General features: G+C 63.6%; 15 protein-coding genes. 8 read left to right on the top strand and 7 right to left on the bottom strand.

From position 1 onward, the window contains the following. Positions 1 to 32 precede the first annotated feature (32 nt). The 6 genes from M4J39_RS05290 to M4J39_RS05265 form a co-directional block, all read right to left on the bottom strand. Positions 33 to 2,279, bottom strand: a complete 2,247-nt coding sequence (locus tag M4J39_RS05290; protein WP_251726732.1) for a glycoside hydrolase family 2 TIM barrel-domain containing protein — start codon at positions 2,277 to 2,279, stop codon at positions 33 to 35. A gap of 10 nt (positions 2,280 to 2,289) precedes the next feature. After that, the gene (locus M4J39_RS05285) at positions 2,290 to 3,114 is read right to left on the bottom strand and encodes a carbohydrate ABC transporter permease (protein ID WP_251726731.1); all 825 of its coding nucleotides are present in this window, start codon (positions 3,112 to 3,114) and stop codon (positions 2,290 to 2,292) included. Next, positions 3,111 to 4,025 carry a carbohydrate ABC transporter permease gene (locus M4J39_RS05280; protein ID WP_251726730.1) on the bottom strand — a complete coding sequence of 305 codons (915 nt, stop codon included), beginning with the start codon at positions 4,023 to 4,025 and terminating at the stop codon, positions 3,111 to 3,113. The genes M4J39_RS05285 and M4J39_RS05280 overlap by 4 nt, the downstream gene beginning before the upstream one ends. Positions 4,026 to 4,265: 240 nt before the next feature. Next, complete coding sequence (locus M4J39_RS05275; RefSeq protein WP_251726729.1) at positions 4,266 to 5,519, bottom strand: ABC transporter substrate-binding protein; 1,254 nt, start codon at positions 5,517 to 5,519, stop codon at positions 4,266 to 4,268. 232 nt (positions 5,520 to 5,751) lie between these two features. Continuing rightward, positions 5,752 to 6,792 (bottom strand): LacI family DNA-binding transcriptional regulator, encoded by a 1,041-nt coding sequence (locus M4J39_RS05270; RefSeq protein ID WP_251726728.1) that lies wholly within the window; start codon positions 6,790 to 6,792, stop codon positions 5,752 to 5,754. Positions 6,793 to 7,026: 234 nt separating this feature from the next. After that, positions 7,027 to 7,461: an EamA family transporter gene (locus M4J39_RS05265; RefSeq protein ID WP_251726727.1), complete on the bottom strand. Its 435-nt coding sequence runs from the start codon at positions 7,459 to 7,461 to the stop codon at positions 7,027 to 7,029. 141 nt (positions 7,462 to 7,602) lie between these two features. Between M4J39_RS05265 and M4J39_RS05260 the strand changes: the two genes are divergently transcribed. From M4J39_RS05260 to M4J39_RS05235, 6 genes are all read left to right on the top strand, one after another. Continuing rightward, a complete protein-coding gene (locus tag M4J39_RS05260) occupies positions 7,603 to 8,256 on the top strand; it encodes a glutathione S-transferase family protein (RefSeq protein WP_251726726.1) in 654 nt (217 codons plus the stop codon). 73 nt (positions 8,257 to 8,329) lie between these two features. Continuing rightward, positions 8,330 to 9,154: a 3'(2'),5'-bisphosphate nucleotidase CysQ gene (gene cysQ, locus M4J39_RS05255; RefSeq protein ID WP_251726725.1), complete on the top strand. Its 825-nt coding sequence runs from the start codon at positions 8,330 to 8,332 to the stop codon at positions 9,152 to 9,154. 21 nt (positions 9,155 to 9,175) lie between these two features. Continuing rightward, on the top strand, positions 9,176 to 10,348 hold the full coding sequence (locus M4J39_RS05250) for an AGE family epimerase/isomerase (RefSeq protein ID WP_251726724.1): 1,173 nt from the start codon (positions 9,176 to 9,178) through the stop codon (positions 10,346 to 10,348). Between the two features lie 224 nt (positions 10,349 to 10,572). After that, a complete protein-coding gene (locus M4J39_RS05245; RefSeq protein WP_251726723.1) occupies positions 10,573 to 12,162 on the top strand; it encodes an AMP-binding protein in 1,590 nt (529 codons plus the stop codon). Positions 12,163 to 13,069: 907 nt separating this feature from the next. Further along, complete coding sequence (cysE, locus tag M4J39_RS05240) at positions 13,070 to 13,906, top strand: serine O-acetyltransferase (RefSeq protein ID WP_251726722.1); 837 nt, start codon at positions 13,070 to 13,072, stop codon at positions 13,904 to 13,906. Between the two features lie 149 nt (positions 13,907 to 14,055). Then, a complete protein-coding gene (locus tag M4J39_RS05235; RefSeq protein WP_251726721.1) occupies positions 14,056 to 14,268 on the top strand; it encodes a DUF3126 family protein in 213 nt (70 codons plus the stop codon). A 98-nt stretch (positions 14,269 to 14,366) separates the two neighbouring features. On the opposite strand, the gene M4J39_RS05230 is transcribed toward M4J39_RS05235, so the two are convergent. Then, positions 14,367 to 15,119 (bottom strand): hypothetical protein, encoded by a 753-nt coding sequence (locus tag M4J39_RS05230; protein ID WP_251726720.1) that lies wholly within the window; start codon positions 15,117 to 15,119, stop codon positions 14,367 to 14,369. 204 nt (positions 15,120 to 15,323) lie between these two features. Here M4J39_RS05230 and M4J39_RS05225 point away from each other — a divergent pair, with 204 nt between their 5' ends. Both M4J39_RS05225 and M4J39_RS05220 read left to right on the top strand, forming a co-directional pair. Further along, complete coding sequence (locus M4J39_RS05225) at positions 15,324 to 15,635, top strand: hypothetical protein (RefSeq protein WP_251726719.1); 312 nt, start codon at positions 15,324 to 15,326, stop codon at positions 15,633 to 15,635. A 178-nt stretch (positions 15,636 to 15,813) separates the two neighbouring features. Then, positions 15,814 to 17,865 carry a bifunctional diguanylate cyclase/phosphodiesterase gene (locus tag M4J39_RS05220; RefSeq protein WP_251726718.1) on the top strand — a complete coding sequence of 684 codons (2,052 nt, stop codon included), beginning with the start codon at positions 15,814 to 15,816 and terminating at the stop codon, positions 17,863 to 17,865. The last annotated feature ends 132 nt before the right edge of the window (positions 17,866 to 17,997 follow it).

Genomic DNA, 17,997 nt, shown 5'->3' with positions numbered 1-17,997 from the left:
GTTATTCTTCCCGCTTCGATCGGTTGCGCCGTTCAGCCGGCCTTGAGGGTGGTGGTGGTCTCGCCGAACCGATGGCAGGCGACCTTGACGACGACGTTGCCGGCACCGCCGGTGGTCTCAAGCCAGAAGCCGATGGCCCCACCCTTGAGCACGACCTCCGACGGACCGAGCAGCTTCGCCGGGCCGCTGACCTCGACGTGGATCGCCTCGTCGAGGAAGGGCAGCAGGTTGCCGAGTTGGTCAAGCGCGCGGACGATGACACGGACGGAGTCCTTGGGCTCGGCCGACAGATCGGTCCAGTCGGGCTCGACCTCCAGCGTGGTCGGAACCGGATCGCAGGCGAACTTGACGGTCTTCACCGGCTTGCCGTCGACATAGCCTGTTACTGTCGCCTCTTCCCACTTCATGCCCCAGAGGCCGAGTTCCTCGGCCGAGAAGGCGCGATGGTCGACGACGACCGGCGCATGCGGCAGGTGCGGGTAGGCCTCCCGGTCGGGCTTGACGCGCTTGACGATATCCGGGCCGTACTGGAGTTCCACCTCGTCGCAGTTGGTCAGCACGATCAGCGGCAGGATGCCGCCGATGTTGCGCTCGCCGCGCGCGTAGTAGGTGACGGGCTTGAGGACAACCTCTTCGGATGGTTCGCACTGGCTGGTGTAGACCCAGGCGGCGAACTTCGGCTCGCGCCAGGCGTCCATCACGCCGTGATGGCAGATGCGGTCGCCGGAACCGAAGTCCTTGTGGGTGTTGTAGTCGAACATGCACCAGCCGGTTGAGCCGGAGATGTTCGGGTCACCGTAGACGGCGTTGAGGATGGAGAGATAGCGGGTGACGTGCTCGGCCTGACGCTGTTCCTGATCATAGCGCTTGGTCGGGTACATGTGGCCGTTGAACTCGGTCACCATGTAGGGCACCGGCTTCTTGAGGCCGGTGATCTCGGACACGGGACGCAGGGCTGTGCGCGGCCGGTTGGCGCCGGGCAGTTCCTCGTTGCCCTGGATGAAGTCGTTCATCGTGTAGACGTCTTCCAGGAACTCGCTGTCGGTGATGTAGCGGACGCCGCCGGTCTGGCGGGTCGGGTCGAGCTCGTGGGCGAGCTTGTTGGTGGCGGTGTAGAAGTCGTGGAAATCCTGCGACTCGTTGATACGCACACCCCAGATGATGATCGAGGGATGGTTCCAGTCGCGCTCGATCATGGCGCGGACGTTGTCGATCGCCAGCGCCTGCCACTTCTCGTCGCCGACATGCTGCCAGCCGGGAATCTCTTCGAACACCAGCAGGCCGAGGCGGTCGCAGGCGTCGAGGAACCAGGGCGATTGCGGGTAGTGCGAGGTGCGGACGACGTTGACCTTGAGCTCATTCTTCAGGATCTCGGCGTCGAGCTCCTGAGCGCGACGGCCCATGGCGTAACCGACGTAAGGGTAGGCCTGATGGCGGTTGAGGCCGCGCAGCTTGAGCGGCTTGCCGTTGAGGCGGAAGCCCTCTGTCGTGAATTCGACGGAGCGGAAGCCGAACTTGACGCAGCACTGATCGTCGCCGCTCTCGTGAACGAGATCGATCACCGCCTCATAGAGGTTGGGAGTGTCGATATCCCAGAGGGCGATGCCGTCGAGTTCCTTGAACTCCAGTGTCACGCTGCCGGTGGCAAAGGAGGCGTTGGCGCTGCCGACGGTCTTGCCGGCGGCGTCCTTCAGCGTCACCGACACCCGGCCGGCGAGCTTCAGCCCGCGCGGATTGGCGATGTCGACACGCACTTTCGCCGTCTTCTTCGGCGCGAGCACGTCGGGCGTCTCGATCTTGACGTTGCCGATGGAAACCGGGGCGGTCACGCGCAGCCAGACGTCGCGGTAGATGCCGGCGTAGGTGAGGTAGTCGATCTGGCCGCCGAAGGGTGGAATGGCCGGGTTCTCGGAGCCGTCGATTTTCACCGTGACGAGGTTGTCGCCCTCGACGAGGCGGTCGGTCATACGGGCGGTGAACGGCGTGTAGCCATCCGGATGGGCCACCACCTCTTCGCCGTTGACGTAGACGACGCTGTCGGCCATGGCGCCGTCGAAGACCAGGGCCACTTCACGGCCCTCGAACTCGGGCCGCCAGGCGATGACCTTCTGGTAGGTGAATGGCCGCTGGTAGCAGGTTTCGTCGAAGTAGTTGTAGGGCAGGTCGACCGCGTTGTGCGGCAGGTTGACCGCCTCGCCCTTGCGGAAGGCGGCGGCGAGCTCGGCGGAAAAGCCCTCGTGGAAGGTCCAGCCGGTGTTGCAGTTGATGGTCTTGCGCATTTTGAACCTGTTACTTGACCGAGCCGAGCATGCCTTCAACGAACTGGCGCTGCATGGCGAAGAAGACGAAGAGGGTGGGAATGGTGGCGAGGACCGTGCCGATCATCACCGCGCCGTAGTCGGGGTAATAAGCCGAGCCGAGCGAGGAGATGACGAGCGTGATGGTCTTGGTGTCGTTGGACTGCAGCACGATCAGCGGCCACAGATAGCTGTTCCAGACCGTCATGAAGACGATGATGAAGGCTGCGGCGTAGGTCGAGCGCATGACCGGCATGTAGATCAGGAAGAAGATCTGCCACTCCTTCAGGCCGTCGACGCGGGCGGCGTCGCGCAGTTCATGCGGGAACGCCTTGGTCGACTGGCGGAAGTAGAAGATGATGAAGGCCGAGGCGACCGTGGGCAGCACAACCGCGATATGGGTGTTGATGAGGCCAAACTGCTTCATCAGCATGAACAGCGGGATCATCAGCGCCGCGAACGGGATCATCAGCGTCAAGAGCATCAGCGTGTAGAGCTTCTCGCGAAAGCGCGAGGCGAAGATCTCGAAGCCATAGCCGGCGAGCGAGGAAATCAGCAGCGTCAGCACCGTGGCGATGATGGTGATCTTGGCCGAGTTCCAGAAGACAAGCGGCGCATCGACCTGGGTCAGGAAGGTGTTGACGTTGACGAGGAGCGACGCGCCGAAGCTCATCTTGCCCTTGATGATGTCGGACGTGGTGTTGGTGGCGCCGATGACCATCCACAGGAAGGGGAAGATGGAGAGGAAGGCCATCACCCCGAGGAAGACATAGACGACGACGGTCGAGAACCGCTGCTTGAGGCCGTAGCTGGTCATGCCTTGCGCTCCCGGGCGGCAAAGAACTGCAGGAAGGAAAGGACCGCCACCAGGAAGACGATGACGTAGGAGACGGTGGCGGCGTAGCCGTAGTTCGGCGCGAACTTGAAGGTCAGGTTGTAGATGTAGAGCGACAGGGTCAGCGCCGAGTTGCCCGGACCCGCGGCGCCGCCGGCCGAGCCGCCACCGGTGATGGTCGCCACTTCGTCGAAGAGCTGCAGCGTGCCGATGGTGGACGTGACGGTGGTGAACAGGATCACCGGCTTCAGCATGGGCACGGTGAGGTGCAGGAAGCGGGCCCAGGTCGGCACGCCGTCGATGCGGGCGGCCTCGTAGACGGAGCGGTCGATGTTCTGCATGGCCGCGAGGTAGAAGATCATGTTGTAGCCGGTCCAGCGCCAGGTGATGGCGATGATGATCATGGTCCGGCACCAGAACGGATCGGTCATCCAGGGGATGCCGACGTCGACGATGCCGAGGTTGATCAGGATCGTGTTTACGAGGCCGTTGGCGACGAACATCGACTTGAACAGAACGGAGTAGGCGACCAGCGAGGTGACGCAGGGCAGGAAGATGGCCGTTCGAAGAAGCCCGCGGAACTTGATGTCGGGGTTGTTGAGCAGCGACGCCGTGATCAGCGCCAGCGTCAACATGATCGGCACCTGAACCAGGAAGAAGATGAAGGTGTTGGTCAGCGCGGTGAAGAACAGCGGATCATTGAACAGGCGATAGATGTTCTTCATGCCGCCGAAGGACAGGCGCACGCCGAGGCCGGTCTGGAACGACATCCACAGCGAATGCAGGATCGGAAAGACCATGAAGGTGGCGATCAGCGCCAGCGCGGGGCCGACGAACAGCCAGCCGTTGACGTCGAAGCGCGGCCTCATCCGCCGCTGGGAGATTGCTGACATGGGTCACCGTTCCGATAGAGCGGGGCTCTCGGGCATCCTCCCTTGGGCGGACCGGTCCGGCCCGGGAGGCGCCGATTGTTCGGGTATGTGTCTGGTGCTGCGACTGGCTGGCCCTTCGCGCGTCGTGGCGTGAGAAGGGCGGAAGGCATCGTCGCACATGGCGTTCGTCACCGGCTGTGCCGGCGATGACGCAAGTCGAAACAAGGGGGCGGGCGGCGTCGGCCACCCGCCCCTTCGTCATCACTGAACGAGGGTCTGGGCCTGCTCGTCAATCGCCTTGATCACGTCGTCAACCGACGCGCCGTTGGCGAGCTCGGGCTGATGGGCGGCAACCACGGAGTCGACCTCGTTGGTGAAGGTGCCGTAGTTGACCGACGGAACCTTGGACAGCCAGTCGGAGAAGGTCTGCCAGATCGGCTCGCCGCCGAAGAACGGATCGGTCGACTTGTAGGCTTCGCCTTCGCGAGCGGCCAGCAGCGAACCGACGGCGCCACGCTCGACAAGGATCTTCTGATAGAAGTCGATGTCCTTGGCGTAGATTTCGTTGAGGAAGTCGATAGCCTCGTCCTTGGCGGCGGAACCGGACAGGACGTACCAGCTCGAACCGCCCAGGTTCGAGTAGTGAGTGGCGCCTTCGATCTCAAGCTTGGGGATCGGGGCGATGCCCCAGTTGCCGGACTGCTCGGGCTGCGACTTGACGGTACCGGTGATCCACACGCCGGTGGTGACGGACGCCACCTCGCCGCCGGTGAAGGCGCCGACCCAGTCGGCCCAGCCGGCGGCCGGGCGGAAGATCTTGGCGGTCTGGATCTTCTGGATGACCTCAAGCGCGGCCTTCAGGGCGGTATTGCCTTCGATCGACAGGTTGCCGTCCTTGTCGAAGTACCAGCCACCGGCCGACTGCATGATGATGCGGGTGAGGCCGGCGTCGTTCGGATCGTAGGCGAGCATCTTCTTGCCGGTCTTCTCTTCGACGACCTTGGCGATCTCGATGTACTTGTCCCACGTCAGGTCCTGGAGGTCGGCGGGCTGGAAGCCGGCCTGCGACAGCAGGTCCTTGCGATAGTAGAAACCGGTCACGCCCGAGTCGAAGGGCATGGAATAGACTTTGTCGTCGAGGGTGGCGAGGGCGACCTTGTAGGGAGCGAAGCCGGAGTAATCGACCTTGTCGCTCATCGGGGCGAAGGAGTCGGGGAACGATTGCAGATACTTCTGCGCGCCGTAGTCTTCGATGAGGACGATGTCGGGCATGCCGTCGGCGACGCCGGAGGCGAGGCCGGTCTGCAACTTCTGCTCAAGGTCGGCCTTGGCGAAGTCGACGACGTTGAGTTTGAAGTCCGGATGGGACTTGGCGTAGATCTCGCCGGCTTCCTTCATGATCGCGACGTTGAAGTTCGGATCCCAGCACCAGACGGTGATCTCGGCGGCCTGGGCGGCCGTGATGGCAAACAGGCTGGCGCCCGCGAAAGCGAGCGCAACGGTTTTGCGGTTCATGCGGTTTTCCTCCACTCACGTGTCCGAGGCGTCCTCAGCCTCTCAGGGGCACTATCCGATACTCGTTCACCCGACGCAAGATATTATTTAGTAAATTTTACCAGCTTTTCGGGGGCAGCAATGTCGGGATCAGAGGTAAATAGTTTACCTTCCCCGAAGGCGAATGCCAATCGCTCGGGGATGACCAATTAGGATAGGTACGGATGAGTGAGCGCAGGCCGGTGATCCCGTCTCACGCTTCGTCGTCGGGGCGGCGGCAGCTGTCGCGCCAGATCAGTTCGGTGGCGATGGTGACGCGCTTGACGTAGTCGCGACCGTTGAGCTGCTCCATCAGCAGGTCGAAGGCATTCTCGCCGATGCGCTCGGCGGGAATGCGCACGGTGGTGAGCGGCGGCGCCAGGAACTGGGCGGCCGGAATGTCGTTGAAGCTGGCCACGGCTATGTCGGTCGGGATGCGCAAGCCGCGCTCCTGGATGGCGCGGTAGGCGCCGATCGCCACGTTGTCGTTGGACGTGACGACGATTTCGGGAAGATCGGCCTGCGCCATCAGCTCGCAGGCGAGGCGATAGCCGCTTTCGAAGCGGAGCTGCTCGGCCAGCAGATAATGGGCCGGGTTGAACAGGCCTTTCTTCTCCATCCATTCCCGGAAGGTCTTGGCGCGTTCCTCGCTGGCCGGATAGAGCACGTTGCCCGAGGGGCGGTCGTCGCCGAGAAAGCCGAAGCGCCGGTATCCGGCGGTGTAGAGGCGGTCGAGCAGGCGTGCCATGGCGAAGGACAGGTCGCAGGCGACGATGTCGAACTGGTCGATGTTCGGTGCGAAGTCGGCCAGCACCAGGTTGGCGTTTATGTGCCGAACCCAGTCGATCTCGGCATCGGTGTGCATGCCGAGCGCGATGATGCCGGCGGCGCCCTGGAGATCCTCGGCCGGCGGAAGTTCGGCGGAACGGTAGATGACCTGCACCTCGACGCGATTGGCGCGCGCTCTCGCCTCGATGCCCATGCGGACGCCGATGTAGTAGGGGTCGGCCAGTTCCTCTTCCGGGCGAAGGAAGTGCACGATACCGATGCGGGCGCCGGCGTGATCGCTGGACGCCTGTGGCCGATGCGGACGCGGCCGGTTGCGCGGCGTCAGGTAGTTGAGCGCCTCGGCGGTCTCGATGATCGCCTGTCGCTTCGCCTCGGTGATCGACAGCGTGGCGTCGTAGTTCAGGACGCGCGACACGGTGGCCGAGGAAACTCCGACCGCCTTGGCGATTTCCTTGATCGTGACCATCCGTGCACTCTCACCCAATTGCCCAAACGCCGATCAACCATTCCAGTCTACGGCCAAGCGACCATTCCCGGTAGTAAAGTTTTACTAAATCATCCGAAAGGAGGATGCCTTGCGAATGGCATCGTTCACGTCGCCGCTGGGAATCCGGCGAAGAAGTGGGTTTTCTGTTACCCGCAATTGTCAGTCAGTGTAAAGGCTTGCGGTTCCGACAGTCGCAACTAGCCGGCAAACGGTTCACTGCCAGGCGACCAGCACGGCGCCGGCGGTGATCAGTGCGACGCCGGTGGTTGCCTGCGGCGACAGGCGTTCGCCGAGAAACAGAGCGGCGAAAATGGCGATGAACACCACCGACAGCTTGTCGACGGGAGCGACGCGCGATGCCTCTCCCAGTTTCAGCGCGCGGAAGTAACAGAGCCAGGACGCGCCGGTGGCAAGGCCCGACAAGACTAGAAACAACCAGGCGCGGCCGGGAACGACGGTCACTTGCGAGAGGTCGCCGCTGACGGAGACGACGGCTGCGGCGAGCGCCAGCACAACGGCGGTGCGAATGAGCGTGGCGAGGTCGGAACTTATCGCCCCGACGCCCACTTTAGCGAGTATGGCGGTGGCCGCCGCGAAGATGGCCGACAGGATGGCCCAGGTCTGCCAGAGTTGGAGAAGGCTTTTCATGACGACGCGTTCCTTTCCCGGATCACCGGACGTTAGCATGGCCGGCACAGTTGCGAGCGGCTTTCCCCCGAGAGCGAATGGCGCCGATTGCCAAACATCGGCGAAGGTTCCACAGTGCCAGCCAAACCGGAGCGCTTTGTCATGCTGACCATCTACGGCGTCTATAAATCGCGCGCGTCGCGCCTCTACTGGCTTTGCGAGGAGCTTGGGCTCGCTTTCCGCAAGGAGCCGGTGCTTCAGGCCCGGAAGGTGCCGGACCCGCTGGCCGCCGATGCTCCGGTCAATACCTGGACGCCGTCCTTCCTTGCCATCAACCCGATGGGGCAGGTGCCGGCCATCGACGACGACGGACTCGTGCTGACCGAGTCGCTGGCCATCCTCCTCTATCTCGCCAAGAAGCAGAACGGTCCCCTGGCTCCGGTCGACATCGCCGAGGAGGGGAGGATGCTGCAGTGGTTGTTCTGGGGAGCGACGGCGTTGGAGCCAATCACCGTCGTCGTCACCCAGGGCGATGAGAGCGGCGAGTGGAAGACCGACGCGGGCAAGAAGAAGCTCGTCGGCATTGGAGAGTCGCTGAGGCGGCCGCTGTCCGCCTTCGAGAAACATCTCGCCGATGCCGACTACGTCGTCGGGGATCGCTTCACGGTGGTCGATCTGGCCCTTGCCGAGATCGTCCGTTACGTACAGGGGCATCCCGAGCTCCTCGAGGGCTATCCAAGGGTGAAGGCTTGGCTGGAGCGTTGCCAGGCTCGGGAGGGATTCAAGGCGATGTGGGCGAAACGCAACGCGGAGTGATGGCGAGGTCGATTGACACGGTCGGCCGGTGCTGCCACATGCGGCCGACAATCCACCATGGCCGGGAGCGCTCATGACCATCGCCAGCCCACGACTGCTAGATGGCCTGATCGCCGCTTCGATCGAGGCCGGCCGGATCATCCTCGACGTTTACAGTCGACCGATCGACGTCGCCTTCAAGGCCGACGCATCCCCAGTGACCGAGGCCGACGGACTGGCAGAGGCGGCGCTGCTTGCCGCGCTCGGGCGTCTCGCGCCGGAGGTGCCGGTGGTGGCCGAGGAGAGCGTCTCGGCCGGACGGGTGCCGCCCGCCGCCGATCGCTTCTTCCTGGTCGACCCACTCGACGGCACCAAGGAGTTCATCGGCCGCAATGGCGACTTCACCGTCAACGTTGCGCTGATCGAGCGGGGCGTGCCGGTGATGGGCGTCGTTTACGCGCCGGCGATTGGACGGCTGTTCGCCGGCGGCCCCGACGGGGCTTGGGAAATGGCGGTCGAAGGGCATGGTCCCGGCAAACGGCGGCTCATCCACGTGCGGGAGCTTCCGGCCGAGGGGGCGACGCTGCTGGTCTCGCGCAATCATTCCACGCCCGCCACCGATGCCTTTCGACCAGCCGTTGCCGTGGCTGGCCGACGCGTCGTCGGCTCGTCGCTGAAGTTCTGTCTGATCGCCGCCGGCGAGGCCGACCTCTACCCGCGCTTCGGTCCGACCATGGAGTGGGACACGGCGGCCGGCGATGCCGTGTTGAGGGCCGCCGGCGGCGTCGTCACGCTGCCGGACGGCGCGCCGTTTCCCTACGGCAAGCGGGGGCGTCCCGGGCTTGCCGATTTTGCCAATCCGTCGTTCATTGCCGCATCCGATCGACGCCTTGTCGCGTTTCATGGTGATCTGGTGTGATCCATACTTAAGGAGATTGTCGTGAGCCAATCCGAAGCCCGGCGCGAACTTGCCGCCGTTACCGAAGAACTCAAGTCTTGGCTGATGACCGAGGCTCTGCCGATCTGGTGGGCCTTCGGTGTCGATCATGTCAACGGCGGTTTCCACGAGGTGCTGGGGTTGCGCTGCGAGATCACGCCGGCGCCGCGCCGGGTGCGCGTCACGGCGCGCCAGATCTTCACCTTCGCCCTGGCCGGTCGGCTTGGCTGGACCGGTCCTTGGGAGCGAACGGTGGAGGAGGGGCTCGACTACTTCCTTGAGAAGTGCGTGCTGCCGAACGGCGCCGTGCGCATGGTGACCAATGCGGACGGATCGCCCAAGGACGACACCTTCTGTCTCTACGACCAGGCGTTCGCCTTGTTCGCCATGGCTGCTGCCGCGTCGGTGGTGAAGGACCGCACGGCGGTCGAGGCGGCGGCGGTGAAGCTGCGCACCCTTCTGATGACCGACTACAAGAATCCGATCGCCGGCTTCGAGGAGTCCATTCCGCGCTCGTTGCCGCTCAAGGCCAATCCGCACATGCACATGTTCGAAGCCTGTCTCGCCTGGGAAGAGGTCGGTGGCGACGAGACGTGGAGCCGGCTCGCCGACGAGATCGCCGAGTTGTGCCTTTCCAAGTTCCTTGATCCGAAGGAGGGCTGGCTCAAGGAGTTCTTCAACGCCGACTGGTCCGTCGTCGACGGGATCGAGGGACGCATCTGCGAGCCGGGCCATCAGTTCGAATGGGCCTGGCTGCTCACGCGCTGGGGCACGTCGCGCAAGCGTCCGGATGCGGTCGCCGCGGCGCGGCGCCTTTGCGATCTGGGCGAGGCGCACGGTATCAACGTGCCGCAGCAGGTGGCCATCATGGGTCTTCTCGACGATCTCACCATTCACGACGGCACCGCGCGCATGTGGTCGCAGACCGAGCGGATGAAGGGCAACGTGGCGCTGGCCGCCGTCGCGACCGACGAGGCAGTCCGCGAGGACCATCTCAAGAAGGTGGTGACGGCGGCGCGTGCCTTGCAGCGCTATTTCGATGTCGACACGCTCGGCCTCTGGCGCGATCGCATGAACCCCGACGGTTCGTTCGTGATCGAGCCGGCGCCCGCTTCAACCTTCTATCACATCATTTGTGCAATTGACGAAGTTGGGAAATACGTCTCATCCCATTGAAAAATTTGATTTATCTGATCTTTGACTGAAGTTTTGAATCATGGGGCCGTCCCGTTGCCGGTCAAGGCATCAGGGGCGGCTTCTTCATGTTGAGATTCCGATTCAAGAGGCTTTGGCTCGCGAAGAGTCCGGTGGATCGCCCAAGTGTCTGATCTCAGGAGCTTGCGCGCGAAACATTTGTGAGTTCAAGTGCGCCGGGAGGATGGGGTAACGAAGAGGTAACCATGGGAGGGGAGGCGGACCGTCGTCTGTACGGACAGCCGTTGGCGGAGTCGGGGCTCGACGCCGGTTTCATCGAGCGATCGCTGTTCGATGCGTTGATCGACATCGCCGAGGCCGATCCGGACCTCGCGGCCATCGAAGACCAGAACCGGCAACCCGTGACCCGCCGGAACCTGTTGCTTGCCGCCTGCGTGCTCGGCCGCCGTCTTGCTTCCTTCAGCCGAAAGGGCGAGCGGGTCGGGCTGTTGCTGCCCAATGTCAACGGCGTCGCCATCGCCTTCTTTGCGCTTCTCGCCTACGGACGGACGCCGGCGCTGCTCAACTTCACCGCCGGCAGCCATGGCCTTGGCGGAGCCATCAAGGTCGGCGCCATCCGTACTGTGATCACGTCGAGCGCCTTCGTGAAGACGGCCAAGCTCGAGCCAGTGATCGACGATCTCAAGGACAAGGTGCGCATCGTCTACCTTGAAGACGTGCGTGCCGGTCTGTCGCTGCTCGACAAGGCCGTTGGTGCGGCCTATGCGCGCTGGGCGAGGGTGCTGCACCGCCCCTATCGCCGGGCGCCGCGCGACATCGCCGCCGTGCTGTTCACCTCCGGCACGGAGGGGGCGCCGAAAGGGGTAGGGCTCACCGCGACCAACTTTCTGTCCAACGTCGCCCAGATCCTGGCGCTCTACGAGTTCTACCCCGAGGACACGCTGTTCAATGCCCTGCCGGTGTTCCACTCCTACGGGCTGACTGCCGGTCTGTTCCTGCCGATCTTCGGTCGCTTCAAGTCGTTTCTCTATCCGTCGCCGCTGCACTACAAGATCATTCCCGGTCTCGTGCGCGACAGCGGCTCCACTGTGTTGCTCTCCACCGACACCTTCGCCGCCGGCTGGGCGAGGGCGGCCGAGGACGGCGACTTCAACAACGTCCGCCTCACCATTCTCGGCGCCGAGCGCGTCAAGGAGCAGACGCGTGCCTTGTGGATGGATCGCTTCGGCGTGGTGCTCAACGAGGGGTATGGCGCGACCGAGTGCGCGCCGGTTCTGTCGGTCAACTATCCCGGCAGTTTCCGCGACGGCACGGTGGGGCGCTTGCTGCCGGGGATCGAGGCGCGGCTCGACCCCGTGGCGGGCCTCGAGAGCGGCGGCCGTCTCCATGTGCGGGCACCCAACATCATGGCCGGCTATTACCTTGCCGACCGCCCCGGCGAGCTCGTGCGCAACGATCCGGACGGCTGGTACGACACGGGCGACATCGTCTCGATCGACGATGACGGCTTCGTCACGTTGCTCGGGCGGGCCAAGCGCTTTGCCAAGATCGGGGGCGAGATGGTGTCGCTCGCCGCCGTCGAGGCCTTCGCCGCCTCTCTCTGGCCTCACGCCTCGCACGCTGTCGTCGCCATCTCCGATCCGCGCAAGGGCGAGGCTCTGGTGCTGGTCACCGACGCGGGCGACGCCAGCGTCGAGGCGCTCAGTGCCTATGCGCGCGAGCATGGCGTGCCGGAGCTGCAGGTGCCGCGAAAGATCGTCAAAACCTATGCCTTGCCGGTGCTCGGTACCGGCAAAATGGACCTCGCCGCCATCGAGCAAATGGCCCGATCCTGAGGCGGTCTCGTCGCTTGATCGTCGAAGTGTCTGAAGAGATTCACCTCCCGATTTTGCCGGGTTGTGCCGAAGGTGATCGATTCACCGATCGGTAACTCTTCCATGAGACTCTTCATGCGCGCCGAAGGGATCTCGCCACAACCAAGAGTCTTCATTTCAAATTGGTTGAAGTTGTTCGCAAGGCGGATGAAAAGAGCGCGATTTTTCATGATTAACAAAGGGTTGATGGCCTTTGTTAATCTTCTGTCTCAAAAAACACGGATGCTCGCGCTTCGCAGTTGCCGCGGCACTTGCGAACCGGCAAGAAAACAGATCGAAATCAAGAGGATGTGTGTCTGTCCTCTGATATCGCAGATGATTTGACGTGACTTGTTTCTGTCGGGAAAAAGGGCGGCAATTCGGCCCCGAACGTCAAAAATACCTTCTTTTCAAGCTCCCCCCACGCATGGCCGGGTCTCCTTCTGCGAGAAGATATCCGGCGATGCCAAGTTTCGATTTATGGTGACAGCCGCAACTTCCGGGAGTCCGGTGCGCCGCTGCTTGAGACAATGAATCAAAACCGGCGGGTTCGATCAAGCCCAAATGAGAGTCATTTCAGTTGGTTGGCGGGGGAGCTTTGCCCAACTTCGAGTCATGTCGGCTTGATGTGTTGAATCCGCTTATGGGAGCGGGCAGCTGAAGGGCGCTGCCGGTTTCGGGGACGCTCCACAACGGAGCGATGAACGATCGGATTAAGATGGTCGTCTCGCCTGGCGGCCACATGAGAGAACGCGTTTGCCCTTGGCTCGTCCAGGCCGGAACAAATGCATCGTCTCCGGACTTTTCCCCGGACCGCCGTCCGACTATCATGAAGCCAGATCGTGGATGCGTGGCCGCCCCGACGGGCTGGCCGACCTCTTGCCCAAGGATGTCATCGTTGCCCCTCAGCCCTCAATCCGTGAGCCGCCCGCTTGATGCCGTCGACCCGGTCTGGGCTCGCGTTCGGCGAGAGGCCGCCGCCGTGGTCGAGAATGAGCCGGCGCTCGGTGGCTTCATGCATCTGACGGTGCTCGATCACGTCAGGCTTGAGGATGCCGTCATCCAGCGCGTTGCCGACCGGCTCGGCAACACCACCGTTCTCTCGGCCATGATCGCCCAGGCCTTCCGCGAGGCGGTGGCCGACGACGGCGGCATTGCGGAAGCCTTCCGGTCGGACATCGTCGCCTTCGAGGATCGCGATCCGGCTTGCGACCGGTTCATCGAGCCTCTGCTCTACTTCAAGGGTTATCATGCCATCGAGGCGCACCGGCTTGCCCACTGGCTCTGGAACAGGGGACGGCGCGACCTTGCGCTCTATCTGCAGAGCCGGTCGTCGGAGGTGTTTCAGGTCGACATCAACCCGGGTGCTCGGCTCGGGCGCGGCCTGTTCTTCGACCATGCGACGGGTATCGTCATCGGCGAGACGGCTGTGGTGGAGGACGACGTGTCGCTCTTGCAGAACGTGACGCTCGGCGGCACGGGCAAGGAGACCGGCGACCGGCATCCCAAGATCCGTCACGGCGTGATGATCGGCGCCGGTTCCAAGATCCTCGGCAACATCGAGGTGGGCTGCTGCTCGCGTGTCGCCGCCGGTTCGGTCGTGCTGAAGCCGGTGCCCCGCGGCACGACGGTGGCCGGCGTGCCGGCGCGGGTGATCGGCGAAGCCGGCTGTAGCGATCCGTCCCATTCCATGGAACAGCGCCTGCCGGAGGGCGGTGAAGGCTGATAAGAGCGGGGGGCTATGAAACCGGGCCGTCCTTCGTGGGTTTCCTTGCCAGCCTGTCCGTGCCAGAACACGCCCATGCTGGCGACTCGTCGCCGTCCGGTTCGCCGCCTCTCGCGAGCGTTCGCCGGCAATCAGATTGGAGAACTAAGTTGACCAAAGACGAAATCGCCCGCATCGAGAAGTTTCTGCGCAAGACGCTGCAGTCGCCGGCGATCAGCGTGCGGGTGCGGCCGCGCAAGACCGACTCGGCCGAAGTCTATGTCGGCGAGGAGTTCATCGGCGTCGTCTACGAGGATGACGAGGACGACGACAAGTCGTTCAATTTCCAGATGGCCATCCTCGCCGAGGATATCGCCGACTGAGAGGCCGCTGCTTCAGGGCAGGCCTGTCAAAAAGGGCGTTCCGTGTTGAAGGACACGGGGCGCCCTTTTTGCGAGTCCGTCTTCCAGAGCGGGCAGCTTCAGGCCGTAACGCCGAAGGACAGGAGCAGGACGCGGACGCCGCTCCTGATGCCCGCCCAGTCGGCGAGCAGCCCCTTGCGGAAGCGGATCTGCACCGAAAGGTCGTTGCCGGCGTGAACTTCGGTGATGCAGGAGGCGGGGTACTCGCTGTTGTCGGGCGCGGTGCAGTGCGTGGTGAACGGATTCGTCGAGCCAGCTTCGAAGAACACTTCCTCGCCACTCAAGCCCGACTCCTCGGACATGCGGTGGCCGACGAGGCCGTCGGGCGCCGGAATGGTCCCTTGCTCGAAGAAGTGCTGGTAGACGTTGATCAGCCGCCCGACGCTGTCGGTCGGCGTGTCGCGCGTGCGGATCGTCAGGTAGACGATCGGCGCGTCGGCGCCGAGGTCGAGGAAGTCCTTGCGGAAAGCGCGGGTGTAGCCGGCCATCTCCGGGAAGTGCACGGCAAGGTCGATGCGGTCGTGCGGGCCGACATTTCGCTGATCGGGAAAGCGAAACATGTTGGCCGGGATCATCAGTCGCTGCTGGCCGATGAACAGCGCCACCGGCGCCGGATCGGTCGAGCGGCCGTCAGGGCTGTCGAAACTGGCCGACAGGCCGATCAGAAGGTTCAGCAGCATCACGCCGCCGGCCAGCAGGAAAGAGGTCAGTATGGCGCGCAGGAACCAGGCCGTTGCGCTGGTGCGACGACGGGCCGGGCGCCGGACTGGGCGGAGCAGGCTTTCGTCCTGATATGCCGCGTAGTGGGTCACGACCGCCTCCCGAATTGAAACAGGTGTCCGGATCGCCGCCAAGGGCCGTTCCGATACGCCGCCGAACTCCGCCCGTTCCGTCGCCGAACCCGGTCCGCGTCGTCGCGGCCCGCGCCTTGCCACGTCGCTGGCAGGTCTGTGCTCATTGTTTCATTTCGGATCAGGGTTAAGGCGGGGTTAACAGCAATGGATGTCGAGATTCTGGTGACCTGTTTTTCGGTCGCGTTGGGCTTTGTTCTGGCCGGTCTGCTGTCGTCGCTCTATCAACTGGTGACCTCCAAGCCGGCACGGTTCGAAATGCAGGCCGAGACCATATTGCTCGGTATTGCCCAGACTTTTCTGATCATGTTCGCCGGTCCGGCCATCCTGATGCGCAACGCCATCCGCGGCAGGCGGATCGAACACCGCAATCTCGGCTGGCTGGTGGCCTCGACGGCGATCGCCGGCGCCTGGAGCCTCTGTTCGGGCGTGATGCTGCTGCCGTTCTTCATCGTGGTCGCCCAGTCGATCGGTTGAACGCCGCGAACTTGATTACGGATAACGCCCTCCGTTGAAAGTCCTACCAAGGAAAGACTTCTGAAACGGTTCGCCCCTAGAGTTGCTCTTCATGCTTGTGGACGGGGCGTGAGGACATGTCGCGGTTCAGCTGGGAAGGGACAGCGAGGAAAGGCAAGCGCCGCCGAGAGGTGGGGGCATGAACCTTCTTGCGTTCCTGCGTATCCGCAAGGCTGACATCCTGCGACGGGCGGCGAACCTGCTGCCGATCATCTTCACCGCCGTTCTGCTTGTTTTCGCCGAGAACTCCGCTCTCGAAGCCTACCGCACCTTTCAGCGCATCGAGGCTTCGAACGCCAGCGAGGCCATTCAGGCCGGACGCGACATCGGAGATCAGGCCAAGCTCGTGGAGATGACACGCCGAAAGCTCGGCAATCGCCTGATCCTCGGCTTCTCCGCGGAAGACGCCGATGACATCCGCGAGGCGCTCGGCAGGCTGCTCGCCACCATCGAAAGCGCGCGCCCGTCTTTCATCATGCCCGGCGACACGGTGCTGATATCCCAGATCGACAGCATTGCCGAACTGGCTTCCGGGCTCGGTGTGGCCTTCGCGAACGTCGGTCCTGATGACACCGCCATTCTGAATGCACTGGATGGCGACCTGAGGCGCCTCTCCGAAAAGTTCCGGCTGCTTCAGGAAAACATGACCGAGCAGGGCTCGCGCTACATCGCCTTGCAGGATGAGACGTTGGCGGCGAGCTATTCCGCCATGCTGAAACTTTCCATCGCACTGGTCGGCGCCATCGTCTCGATGCTGGCGTTGCTTGTGCTCAACCGTCGTGCCACATGGCAGGCCAACTATCGCGCCGACCATGACGTGACCACGGGCGTGCTCAACCGCCGGGCTTTCGAGCGATGGATCGAGGGCATCCATTTCGATCCGCAGGCCACCAAGGCCGTCATGGTGTTCGACCTCGACAACTTCAAGGAGGTCAACGACGAACTGGGCCACATGGCCGGCGACCATGTGCTCAAGGCTTTCGTCCGCAGCCTCGTCGCCGCCTTCGGTCAGGACGCGCTGGTGGTGCGCTGGGGCGGCGACGAGTTCGTGGTCGTCGTCTCGACGGATGGCTTCGTCGAGGCGGGCGCCGTGACGCTGCTGCGCGCGTCGTTCCAGCGGCTGCAGTCGGTCGTACGTTTCGGCGATACCGACATTGAGATCCGTTGTTCGGGTGGCGCTGCCGTCTGGCCCTCGGACAGCCGGGATTTTCACGAGGTCCTGCAGCTCGCCGACCTCGCGCTTTACAAGGCGAAGTCGCGCGGCAAGTCGCGTCTCCAGTTCTACGATACCGACATTCTCAACGAGCGCCACAAGGTCTTGGCGTTGCGCGAGCGGCTGCGCGCTGCGCTCCGCGACGGCGAACTCAGCCTCCATTGGCAGCCGCAGGTCGACGTGGAGCGCGGTTACGTTCCGTCAGCCGAGGCGTTGATCCGGTGGACGGACAAGGAGACGGGCCGGCTGGTGCCGCCGGGCGAGTTCATTCCGGCGGCAGAGGCATCCGACCTGATCATCGAGATCGACAACTTCGTCATTGAGGAAGCGGTCAGCACCGCCGCCAAGTGGGCCACGGTCTGGCAGTATCCGCCGATCGCCGCCGTCAATGTCTCGGCGGTGCATTTCCAGCGACGCGAGTTCGTCGGGCAGGTCCGCGACATTCTTCGCCGGCACAACGTCAGCCCCGATCGGCTCGAACTCGAAATCACCGAAGGCGTCATCCTGGGCAACAACATCGAGGTGACGCGCAACCTGAAGGGGCTCGAGGCTCTCGGCGTGCATGTCGCCCTGGACGATTTCGGGACCGGCTACTCCAACATCGCCTATCTTTCGCAGCTGAAGCCGGACCGGCTGAAGATCGACCAGACCTTCATCGCCGCGCTGGCCGGCAGCTGCCAGATGGAATCCCTGGTGTCGGCGATCATCGGCATCGGCAAGGCCATCGACTGCGAAGTGGTGGCCGAAGGCGTCGAGACGGTCGATCAGCTGGATCTGGTGCGACGGCTCGGCTGCTGTCTGGTGCAGGGCTACCACTTTGCCAAACCGATGCCCGACGAGGAGTTCAGGGTCTGGCGCGACGCCAATTACCCGGACGCCGTCGCCTCGGTGAAGCATCTCCGTCGGCTGGGCGACCGCTTGGCGACCATCGCCGGCAGCGATGGCGCGGGATGGCGGCGCGGTCACGAGACCCCGTAGACATTTTCTCATGCCAAGCGGGGCGCACCCGGTCGTCGTCAAGCGGACTTCAGAAGGCCGTTTCTAGTGCTTTGTCGCGTGATCTTCGTTTGGCTCCCGTCGGATGAGCGCGTGTCGGAGCTTGGTGCGGGC

Source organism: Pleomorphomonas sp. NRK KF1 (assembly GCF_023721755.1).
Taxonomy (GTDB): Bacteria; Pseudomonadota; Alphaproteobacteria; order Rhizobiales; family Pleomorphomonadaceae; genus Pleomorphomonas.
Note: the sequence above shows the minus strand (reverse complement) of the source record. Positions and strands in the feature narration are given on the sequence as shown.